Raw genomic sequence first — 10,174 nt, forward strand, 5'->3', positions numbered from 1 at the left:
CGCGCCGTCGGCGCCGCCCAGCCACGCATCGGCCGCGAGCCGCCCGGCGGGCGTGAGCCGGTGCAGGGGGAGTCCGTCGTCGGTCGAGCCGGCCGGTTCGACCAGGCCCTGCGTCGTCAGCCGGTCGAGCGTCGCGTAGGTCTGCCCCACGTTCACGACGCGGCGCCCGCCGGTGCGTGCGGCGAGGTCCCCGTGCAGCTGGAACCCGTACGCGGGTCCGTTCACGAGCAGCACGAGCAGCGCATCGCGGACGGCCACGTCGCCTCCTCAGGTCCGGGTGGAATCACTCACCGAGTAGGGAGTTTAGCGCCTCAGGTGCGGATCGCCGCGGAATTCCCTTGTCAGGCCCGGCCGGGCGGGGCATACTCGACCTGACGACTCGCTCGTCACAACCGAACACGCCACCGCCGCCAGGCACCGTTCCAGAGGTCGTAGGGGAAGACGCACCTCACGAGGAACGGAGCAGGAGATGGCGGAACAGGTCACGCGGGCTCAGCGCGCCGCGCGAGGCATGCTGTTCGTGCACTCGTCCCCGCGGGCGGTCGGCCCGCACGTCGAGTGGGCGGTCGGTCGCGCACTCGGCACTCCCGTGAACTTCGAGTGGACCGAGCAGCCGGTGCTGCCTGGCACGCTCCGGACCGAGTTCTCCTGGACCGGGGAGCCCGGATGCGGCGCCCGAATCGCCTCCGCCCTCCGCGGTTGGGAGCAGCTCCGCTTCGAGGTGAGCGAGGACCCGGGTGCGGACTCCGACGGCGCCCGGTGGATGCACACGCCCGAGCTCGGCGTGTACTACGCGCAGACCGACACGGCGGGCAACGTCGTGATCCCCGAGGACCGCATCCGCTACGCGATGGAGGTCGCCGCGTTCGACGCGGGCGAACTGCATCGCGAGCTGAGGCTCGCGCTCGGCCAGGCGTGGGACGACGAGCTCGAGCCGTTCCGGCACGCGAGCGACTTCGCCCCCGTGATCTGGCTGCATCGCGTGGGCTGACGCGCACCGCGCGGTGGCGTGACGCGTCGTCCGGTCGACCGAGGTCCTGGAGGCGTACGAGCGAAACGCAGGCGGTGGACTGCATCGGGCCCCGACGCCGTGAGGCGATCGGGGCCCGATGCATGCGACGGATGCCGCGGCATCCGTCGTCGGTCAGACGGCGCGGAACGCGGCGACCGCGTTGTGCCCGCCGAAGCCGAACGAGTTGCTGATCGCGATGAGGTCGCCCTCGCCGAGCGGACGCGGCGTGGTCACCACGTCGAGCGGGATCTCCGGGTCCTGGTCGTCGAGGTTGATCGTCGGGGGAGCGGTGCGCTCGTGGAGCGCCAGCACCGTGAAGATCGACTCGATGGCGCCGGCGCCACCGAGCAGGTGTCCGGTCGAGGCCTTCGTCGCGGTCACGGCGATGTCGTCGAGTCCGTCGCCGAACACGCGGCGCAGCGCGTTGTACTCGGCGATGTCGCCGACGGGCGTGCTGGTGGCGTGCGCGTTGACGTGGCGCACGTCGGAGAGGCTCGCGCCCGCACCCGCGATCGCGGCCTTCATCGCACGCGCGGCCGCGGAACCCTCGGGGTCGGGCGCGGTGATGTGGTAGGCGTCGCTCGTGATCGCCCCGCCGAGCAGCTCCGCGTAGATGCGCGCACCGCGCGCCTTCGCATGCTCCTCGGTCTCGAGCACGAGTGCGGCGGCGCCCTCGCCCATCACGAAGCCGTCGCGACCCAGGTCGTACGGCCGCGACGCGATCGCCGGGTCGTCGTTCCGGCGCGAGAGCGCCTGCATCGACGAGAAGGACGCGATGGTGACGGGGTGGATCGCCGCCTCGGAGCCGCCCGCGATGACGACGTCGGCGACGCCGTCCTGCAGGTGCTCCCACGCGTTCACGAGCGATTCGGTGCTCGAGGCGCAGGCCGACACGACGGTGCGGATGCCCGCCCGTGCGTGCAGGTCCATGCCGACCGCCGCGCCCGGGCCGTTCGGCATGAGCATGGGCACGGTCATGGGCAGCACGCGACGCGGGCCGCGGTCGCGCAGGGTGTCCCATGCGTCGAGCAGCGTCCACACGCCGCCGATGCCGGTCGCCCAGTCGATGGCGAGCCGCTCCGGGGCGACCTCGGGCGCACCGGCATCCGCCCACGCCTCGCGCCCGGCGATGAGGGCGAACTGGCTGGACGGGTCGAGGCGCTTGAGCTCGTGGCGCTCCAGCACGTCGGCCGGTTGCACCTTCGCCGACGCGGCGAACGTCACGGGCAGGTCGTACTTCTCGACCCACTCCTGCTCGAGGGTGCGCGCGCCGGACTCGCCGGCGAGCAGGGCCTTCCAACTGTCACGGGCGGTGCCGCCGATCGGCGTGGTCGCGCCGATGCCCGTGATCACGATCTTCTTGGTCATTCGAGGTCACTCCGATGGGGCGAGGGGAACGGAACGGCGTGGAACGGAACGGACGGGCCGGCGTCGCACGCCGACCCGTCCGAACGTCACTAGGCCTGCGCGTTGACGATGAAGTCGACGGCGTCACCGACGGTCTTGAGGTTCTTGACCTCTTCGTCGGGGATCTTGACGTCGAACTTCTCCTCGGCGTTGACGACGATCGTCATCATCGAGATGGAGTCGATGTCGAGGTCGTCGGTGAACGACTTGTCCGCCTCGACCGTGTCGGTCGCGATGCCGGTCTCGTCGTTGATGAGCTCCGCCAGGCCGGCAAGCACTTCTTCGCGGGTCGATGCCATGGTTCTTCTCCTTGCAGGGGTATGTCTCGTATGACCGAGACACAGTCTAGATGGACGGGGAACGGCGGCTCAGGGCAGAACCACCACTTGGGCGCCGAAGACGAGTCCGGCGCCGAAGCCGATCTGGAGGGCGAGGCCCCCTGAGAGCCCGGGGTTCTCCTCGAGCAGTCGGTGCATCGCGAGCGGGATCGACGCGGCCGACGTGTTGCCGGTCGTCGCGATGTCGCGGCCGATCACGACCGAGTCGGGCAGCTTCAGCTGCTTGGCGAACTCGTCGATGATGCGCATGTTCGCCTGATGGGGGATGAACGCGGCGAGGTCGTCGGCGGTGACGCCGGCGGCATCCAGCGCCTGCTTGGCGACCTTCGCCATGTCCCACACGGCCCAGCGGAAGACCGTCTGGCCCTCCTGACGGAGCGTCGGCCACTGCGCCGCGCCGTCGCGGTACTCCACGAGCGTGTGGTTCATGCCCACGGCGTCCGCCTTGGACCCGTCGGAGCCCCACACCGTGGGCGCGATGGCCGGCTCGTCGCTCGGACCGACGACGACGGCGCCTGCGCCGTCGCCGAGCAGGAACGAGATCGTGCGGTCGGTCGGGTCGACGACGTCGGAGAGCTTCTCGGCGCCGATGACGAGCGCGTAGTGCGCGGCGCCGGCGCGGATCAGCGCGTCGGCCTGCGCCACGGCGTAGGCGTAGCCCGCGCACGCCGCGTTCATGTCGTACGCGGCGGCCGGGTTCGCACCGACGCGGTCGGCGACGACCGCCGCGATCGACGGCGTCTGCTGCACGTTCGAGATGGTCGCGACGATCACCAGGTCGATCCGGTCGGCGGGCACGCCGGAGCGCTCGATGGCCTCGCGCGCGGCATCCGTCGCCAGGTCGACCGCGAGCACGTCGGCACCGGCGCGCACGCGGGTGATGATGCCCGTGCGCTGTCGGATCCACTCGTCGGACGAGTCGATCGGGCCGACGAGGTCGTCGTTCGGCACCGCGTTCTCGCCGCGTGCGGCGCCCACCGAGTACAGGCGGGTGTAGGCGGGACCGGTCGACTGGCTGAGCGTGGGGTGCGTCATGCGTTCTCTCGTGTCGTGGGATGCGGGTTCAGGCGGCCTGCTGATCGAGGAGCTCGATCGCGGCCGGCAGGTCGTCGGGGGTCTTGACGGCGACCGTCGGCACGCCCTTCAGCGCGCGCTTGGCGAGGCCGACGAGCGCGCCGGCCGGTGCGAGTTCGATGATGCCCGTCACGCCCGCGTCGGCGAACGACGACATGCAGCGGTCCCAGCGCACCGGCGAGGCGACCTGGCCGACCAGCAGGTCGACGAAGGCGGCTCCGGATGCCACGGTCGAGCCGTCGCGGTTCGTCCAGAGCGTGAGCGCGGGGTCGGCCGGGGAGAACGCGGAGGCCACCGCCGCGAGGCGTTCGCGTGCGGGCTGCATGTAGCGCGTGTGGAATGCGCCGGCGACCTGCAGGGGGATGACCCGGGCGCCCGCCGGTGGCTCCGCCTTCAGCTGCTCGAGCGCATCGAGGGCGCCGGCGACGACGATCTGGCCGCCGCCGTTGAAGTTCGCGGGCTCGAGCCCGAGCGCCTCGAGCCGGGGGAGCAGTTCGGCCTCGTCGGCGCCGATGACCGCGCTCATGCCGGTCGCGACGATGGCAGCGGCGTCGGCCATCGCACGACCGCGCTCGGCGACGAACCGCATCGCATCGGTCTCGTCGAGGACGCCGGTCGCGGCGGCCGCGGTGATCTCGCCCACCGAGTGGCCGGCGACCCCGCCGATGCGTGCGGCGCGGCCGTCGGCCGCGAGTGCGTCGAACGCCAGGATGCCCGCCGCGACGATGAGCGGCTGGGCGATCGCGGTGTCGCGGATCGTGTCGGCGTCGCTCTCGGTCCCGTGCAGCGCGAGGTCGACGCCGGCGGCCTCGGACAGCGCGGAGAGGCGCTCGGCGAATGCCGGCTCGGCGAGCCAGGGGGCGAGGAAACCGGGGGTCTGGGAGCCCTGACCAGGGCAGACGACGACGATCACCGTCTCAGTCTGCCAATCCAGCGCGGGGCATGTGTGTGCACTCGATACAAGGTATTCGCCGCACCCTTGTCCTGCACCCACATACCGCCCGTCAGCTCGACGGACGGCGGCGCGGCGTCGACTCGTGATCGCTCATCGACCCGATGATGAGCGCCGACTGCAGGATCAGCGCCTCACGCGCGCCCGTGGCATCCCACCCGATCACGTCGGAGACGCGCTTCAGGCGGTAGCGGACCGTGTTCGGGTGGACGAAGAGCTCGCGAGCGGTGGCCTCAAGGGATCGGCCGTTGTCGAGGTAGCTCCAGAGCGTCGTGAGCAGCTCGGTCGAGTGCGCCTGCAACGGGCGGTAGATGCGATGCACGAGCGTCGCACGTGCCAGCGGATCGCCCGCGAGTGCGCGCTCCGGGAGCAGGTCGTCGGCGTGCACCGGCCGCGGCGCGTGCCGCCACGACCGCGCGACCGCGAACCCCGCGAGCGCCGCCTTCGCGCTCTTCGACGCATCGACGAGGTTCGGCACCTCGTGCCCGAGCACCAGGTGACCGGGGCCGAAGTTGGACTCCAGTTGGGTGGCGATCTCGATGAACGAGAGTGCGGGCGCGGTCCCGACCGCCTCCTCGGACTCGCCTCCGCGCGGCTCGGCCCGGCCGATCACGACGACCAGGCGATTGCCCTGCACGCCGATGAGGACGTCGGCGTGCATGTGCCGTGCGGCCCGGCGCACCTGGTCCACGTCGAACAGCTTCGGAGCCGTGCCGACGAGCACCGCGACCTCGCCGTGGCCGTGCCAGCCGAGCGCCGCGATGCGGCTCGGCAGCTCGTCGTCGTACTCGCCCGAGAGGATCGAGTCGACGACGAGCGCCTCGAGGCGCGCGTCCCAGAGGCCGCGCGCCTCGGCGGCACGTGCGTAGACGTCGGCGGCGGCGAACGCGATCTCGCGCGAGTAGAGCAGGATTGCCTCGCGGAGCGGCTCGCCGCCGTCCTTCACGCGCTCCTCGACGACCTCGACCGTGACCCGGATGAGCTGCAGCGTCTGCTGCAGGCTCACCGAGCGGAGCAGCTCGCGCGGCGCCGCGCCGAACACGTCGGCGGCGATCCAGGGCGTCGACCGCGGATCGTCGAACCAGGCGATGAACGACGAGATGCCCGCCTGGGCGACGAGGCCCACCGCCGAGCGACGGCTCGGCGGCATCTCCCCGTACCAGGGCAGCGTGTCCTCCAGGCGCTTCAGCGTCTGGGTCGAGAGCTCACCCGAGATGGTTCGCAACCACGCGAGGGTCTCCGCCTTGGTCCTGGGCTTCGTCGCCACCGTCGGGACGCCTGCTAGCTCTCGCCGCCGGCGTTGCCGGTCGTGCCCGCGTTCACGTCGTGGAGGCGGTACCGCTCGATCGCCTGCGCAGGCAGCGACCGGTCGACCTCGCCGCGCTCGGCGAGCATCTCCAGGGTCCGCACCACGACCGAGGGGCCGTCGATCTTGAAGAAGCGACGCGCCGCCGGGCGGGTGTCCGAGAAGCCGAAGCCGTCGGCGCCGAGCGTCGCGTACTGTCCCGGCACGTAGGGCCGGATCTGCTCCTGCACGGCGTGCATGAAGTCGGACACGGCGACGAACGGGCCGCGGGCGCCGGCGAGCTTCTGCGTGAGGTACGGCACGTGGCGCTCGGCGTCCGGGTGGAGGAAGTTGTGCTCGTCGGCGGCGAGTCCGTCGCGCGCGAGCTCCGTCCAGCTGGTCACCGACCACACGTCGGCCGAGATGCCCCAGTCCTGCGCGAGCAGGTTCTGCGCCTCGATGATCCACGGCACCGCCACGCCCGACGCGAGCAGCTGCGCCTTCGGGCCGTCGCCCGCACCCTCCGAGATGCGGTGGATGCCGCGGACGATGCCGTCCACGTCGACCGACTCGGGCTCGGCGGGCTGCACGAGCGGCTCGTTGTAGACCGTCAGGTAGTACATGACGTTCGGGTCGGCGTGGGTGCCGCCGTACATGCGATCCAGGCCCGAGCGCATGATGTGCCCGATCTCGTAGCCGTAGGCCGGGTCGTAGGAGACGACCGCCGGGTTCGTCGCCGCGAGGAGCGGCGAGTGCCCGTCGGCGTGCTGCAGGCCCTCGCCCGTGAGCGTCGTGCGGCCCGCGGTCGCGCCGATGATGAAGCCGCGCGCCATCTGGTCGCCCGCCGCCCACATGGCGTCACCCGTGCGCTGGAATCCGAACATCGAGTAGAACACGTAGATCGGGATCAGCGGCTCGCCCTGCGTCGAGTACGACGTGCCGACGGCGGTGAACGCGGCGAGCGCGCCCGCCTCGTTGATGCCGACGTGCACGATCTGCCCCTGCGGGCTCTCCTTGTAGGCCAGGAGCAGCTCGCGGTCGACCGACGTGTAGTGCTGGCCCATCGGGTTGTAGATCTTCGCGTTCGGGAAGAACGCGTCCATGCCGAAGGTGCGGGCCTCGTCGGGGATGATCGGGACGATGCGGTTCCCGAAGTCCTTGGACCGCATGAGGTCCTTCAGGAGCCGGACGAACGCCATCGTCGTCGCGACCTCCTGCGTGCCCGAGCCCTTCTTGGCGATCGCGTACGCCGAGTCGTCGGGCAGCGAGATCGCGGTGTGGTTCGATCGGCGCTCGGGGAGGTAGCCGCCGAGCTCGCGGCGACGCTCGTGCAGGTACTGGATGGCCTCGTCGTCGTTGCCGGGGTGGTAGTACGGCGGCAGGTACGGGTTCTCCTCCAGCTGCGCGTCGGAGATGGGGATGCGCATGGTGTCGCGGAACGTCTTCAGGTTGTCCAGCGTCATCTTCTTCATCTGGTGCGTCGCGTTGCGCCCCTCGAAGGCCGGACCGAGGCCGTAGCCCTTGATGGTCTTGGCGAGGATGACCGTGGGCTGGCCCTTGTGCTCGGTCGCCGCCTTGAACGCCGCGTAGACCTTGCGGTAGTCGTGGCCGCCGCGCTTGAGGTTCCAGATCTGCTCGTCGGAGAGGTCCTTGACGAGCTCGAGGGCACGCGGGTCCCGGCCGAAGAAGTTCTCGCGCACGTAGGCGCCCGACTCGGCCTTGTAGGTCTGGTAGTCGCCGTCGGGCGTGACGTTCATGAGGTTGCGAAGCGCGCCGTCCTGGTCGCGGGCGAGCAGGTCGTCCCACTCGCGGCCCCAGACGACCTTGATCACGTTCCAGCCGGCGCCGCGGAAGAAGCTCTCGAGCTCCTGGATGATCTTGCCGTTGCCTCGGACGGGGCCGTCGAGGCGCTGCAGGTTGCAGTTGATGACGAAGGTCAGGTTGTCCAGGCCCTCGTTCGCGGCGACCTGGAGCTGGCCGCGGCTCTCGACCTCGTCCATCTCGCCGTCGCCGAGGAACGCCCAGACCTGCTGGTCGGACGCGTCCTTGATGCCGCGGTTGGTGAGGTACTTGTTCGCCTGGGCCTGGTAGATCGCGTTGATCGGCCCGAGTCCCATCGACACGGTCGGGAACTGCCAGAACTCCGGCATCAGGCGCGGGTGCGGGTAGGACGAGAGGCCCGCCGGGGCGTGCGACTTCTCCTGGCGGAAGCCGTCGAGCTGGTCGGTGGAGAGCCGTCCCTCGAGGTACGCCCTGGCGTACGTGCCGGGCGATGCGTGGCCCTGGACGAAGATCTGGTCGCCGCCGCCGGGGTGGTCCTGGCCGCGGAAGAAGTGGTTGAAGCCGACCTCGTACAGCGCCGCGGACGAGGCGTAGGTGGAGATGTGGCCGCCGACGCCGATGCCCGGGCGCTGCGCGCGGTGCACGAGCATCGCGGCGTTCCATCGGATCCAGGCGCGGTAGCGGCGCTCGAGGTCCTCGTCGCCGGGGAACGCGGGCTCGTTCTCGGGCGCGATGGTGTTCAGGTAGTCCGTGGTCGGCACCATGGGGACGCCGAGGTGGAGCTCCTTGGAGCGCTTGAGCAGGCTGAGCATGATCTCACGCCCGCGCTGGTGGCCCTTCTCGGCGACGAGGGCGTCGAGGGACTCGGCCCACTCGTTGGTCTCCTCCGGATCGGAGTCCATCGCCTCGACCGAGTACGGGTCCTGGTCGTTGACAGTCACACTCGACCTCTCTCTTCAGCAGATCGTGCCTCTGATCCGTGCGTTGCGCACGACGAAGACCGGGTCACGGTCGGGGGCACCACGCCATCCTAGTGATTCTACGGCGGCCCATGACGGTCTAGGCTGGCGCGCGTCCAGTCAGAAGCCGAGGGAGGGTCCGTGATCCTCGGTCAGGGGGCGCCCGCGCCCGAGTTCGCACTGCCCGACCAGCACGGCGCGCCGCACCGGCTCGCGGCGCTGCGCGGCAGCCGGGCGGTCGTGCTGGCGTTCGTGCCGTTCGCGTTCTCGCGCATCTGCACGCTCGAGCTGGCCGAGCTGGATGGCGCGGCCCCGATGTTCGACGCGGCGGGCGCCGAGCTCTTCGTGGCCTCCGTCGACTCCAAGCACGCGTTGCGGGCCTGGGCCGAGGAACAGGGCGTGCGGCTGACCCTCCTGTCCGACTTCTGGCCGCACGGCGCGGTCGCGCGCGCGTACGGCGCGTTCGACGAGGGGGCCGGGTTCGCACGGCGCGCCACCTTCGTGATCGGCGCCGACGGCGTCATCCGCTCGTCGTTCGAGGCGGCGCCGGGCGAGGCGCGCCCGCTCGCCGCGTACCGGGAGGCGCTCGCAGCGCTCGGGTGACCCGGTGTGCGGGCGGATGCCGCGGCCGCGCTTCGCTACGATCGAAGTGCCGCGCACGCGGCGGGGGCCTTTAGCTCAGTTGGTAGAGCGCCACGTTTACACCGTGGATGTCGTCGGTTCGAGCCCGGCAGGGCCCACCCACCCGTCCCGGCCGTCCGCACGTCAGACCGCACCCGCTCGGCGTCGGTGATGATGCGGACGGGGCCGCTGCCGGCGGCAACCGCGGGCCCGGCCCGCCGCGCGGTTCGGCGTAGGCTGGGCGGGTGCCAGTCCGCCTCGCCGACGTCCTCTCGACCGTGGAGCGCCTGTGGCCCGTCTCCGGCGCCGAACCGTGGGACGCGCCGGGGCTCGTGACCGGCGACCCGGCGCGTGAGGTCTCGCGCGTGCTCCTCGCGGTCGACGCCGTCTCGGCCACCGTCGACGAAGCCGTAACCGAGGGCGCCGACCTGATCGTGGCGCACCATCCCCTCCTGCTTCGCGGCGTCACCTCGATCGCCGAGGACCGCTACAAGGGCGCGCTGCTCGCCAAGCTCATCCGCGCCGACTGCGCGCTCGTCGGCGCGCACACGAACGCCGACATCGTCGAGACCGGCACGTCCGCGGTCCTCGCCGACCGGCTCGGCCTCGTCGAGGTCGCTCCGATCGTGCCGAACGCGACGGATGCCACGCGAGGCCTCGGCCGCGTGGGGCGCCTCGCCGAGCCGACGACGCTCGGCCGGCTCGCACGTCGCCTGGCCGAGGTCCTGCCGCCGACGGCGACCG

The 10,174-nt window shown here is 71.4% G+C and carries 10 protein-coding genes and 1 tRNA gene; 4 read left to right on the plus strand and 7 right to left on the minus strand.

All coding sequences use genetic code 11. From position 1 onward, the window contains the following. Positions 1-258, minus strand: a 258-nt coding sequence (locus tag ESO86_RS05970) for a PadR family transcriptional regulator (RefSeq protein ID WP_207207028.1), incomplete at its 3' end; no start/stop codon positions are given. 211 nt (positions 259-469) lie between these two features. Between ESO86_RS05970 and ESO86_RS05975 the strand changes: the two genes are divergently transcribed. After that, positions 470-991, plus strand: coding sequence for a DUF3145 domain-containing protein (locus tag ESO86_RS05975; RefSeq protein WP_242492226.1), 522 nt, complete (start codon positions 470-472; stop codon positions 989-991). A gap of 153 nt (positions 992-1,144) precedes the next feature. Here ESO86_RS05975 and ESO86_RS05980 read toward each other — a convergent pair whose 3' ends face one another. From ESO86_RS05980 to aceE, 6 genes are all read right to left on the minus strand, one after another. Continuing rightward, positions 1,145-2,380 (minus strand): beta-ketoacyl-[acyl-carrier-protein] synthase family protein, encoded by a 1,236-nt coding sequence (locus tag ESO86_RS05980; protein WP_129234071.1) that lies wholly within the window; start codon positions 2,378-2,380, stop codon positions 1,145-1,147. 89 nt (positions 2,381-2,469) lie between these two features. Further along, positions 2,470-2,718 (minus strand): acyl carrier protein, encoded by a 249-nt coding sequence (locus tag ESO86_RS05985; RefSeq protein ID WP_129234072.1) that lies wholly within the window; start codon positions 2,716-2,718, stop codon positions 2,470-2,472. Positions 2,719-2,787: 69 nt separating this feature from the next. After that, positions 2,788-3,792, minus strand: a complete 1,005-nt coding sequence (locus ESO86_RS05990; protein ID WP_129234073.1) for a beta-ketoacyl-ACP synthase III — start codon at positions 3,790-3,792, stop codon at positions 2,788-2,790. A gap of 28 nt (positions 3,793-3,820) precedes the next feature. Further along, positions 3,821-4,744 (minus strand): ACP S-malonyltransferase, encoded by a 924-nt coding sequence (locus tag ESO86_RS05995; protein WP_129234074.1) that lies wholly within the window; start codon positions 4,742-4,744, stop codon positions 3,821-3,823. A gap of 91 nt (positions 4,745-4,835) precedes the next feature. Next, positions 4,836-6,050 (minus strand): PucR family transcriptional regulator, encoded by a 1,215-nt coding sequence (locus tag ESO86_RS06000; RefSeq protein WP_129234075.1) that lies wholly within the window; start codon positions 6,048-6,050, stop codon positions 4,836-4,838. A gap of 14 nt (positions 6,051-6,064) precedes the next feature. Further along, complete coding sequence (aceE, locus tag ESO86_RS06005) at positions 6,065-8,791, minus strand: pyruvate dehydrogenase (acetyl-transferring), homodimeric type (RefSeq protein WP_129234076.1); 2,727 nt, start codon at positions 8,789-8,791, stop codon at positions 6,065-6,067. Positions 8,792-8,950: 159 nt separating this feature from the next. Here aceE and ESO86_RS06010 point away from each other — a divergent pair, with 159 nt between their 5' ends. The 3 genes from ESO86_RS06010 to ESO86_RS06020 form a co-directional block, all read left to right on the plus strand. Then, entirely contained in the window at positions 8,951-9,412 is a 462-nt protein-coding gene (locus ESO86_RS06010; protein ID WP_129234077.1) for a peroxiredoxin, read from the plus strand. Between the two features lie 64 nt (positions 9,413-9,476). Beyond that, positions 9,477-9,549: transfer RNA gene (locus ESO86_RS06015), tRNA-Val, on the plus strand. Between the two features lie 126 nt (positions 9,550-9,675). Next, positions 9,676-10,174 (plus strand): Nif3-like dinuclear metal center hexameric protein (locus ESO86_RS06020; protein WP_165307399.1); only part of this gene is annotated, 499 nt, incomplete at its 3' end.

It is taken from the genome of Agromyces binzhouensis (assembly GCF_004135055.1).
GTDB classification, from domain to species: Bacteria; Actinomycetota; Actinomycetes; order Actinomycetales; family Microbacteriaceae; genus Agromyces; species Agromyces binzhouensis.

Coding starts and splice junctions, on each gene's coding strand:
- ESO86_RS05985 (WP_129234072.1), bottom strand. CDS start 2,718: ATGGCATCGACCCGCGAAGAAGTGCTTGCCGGCCTGGCGGAGCTCATC.
- ESO86_RS05990 (WP_129234073.1), bottom strand. CDS start 3,792: ATGACGCACCCCACGCTCAGCCAGTCGACCGGTCCCGCCTACACCCGC.
- ESO86_RS05975 (WP_242492226.1), top strand. CDS start 470: ATGGCGGAACAGGTCACGCGGGCTCAGCGCGCCGCGCGAGGCATGCTG.
- ESO86_RS05980 (WP_129234071.1), bottom strand. CDS start 2,380: ATGACCAAGAAGATCGTGATCACGGGCATCGGCGCGACCACGCCGATC.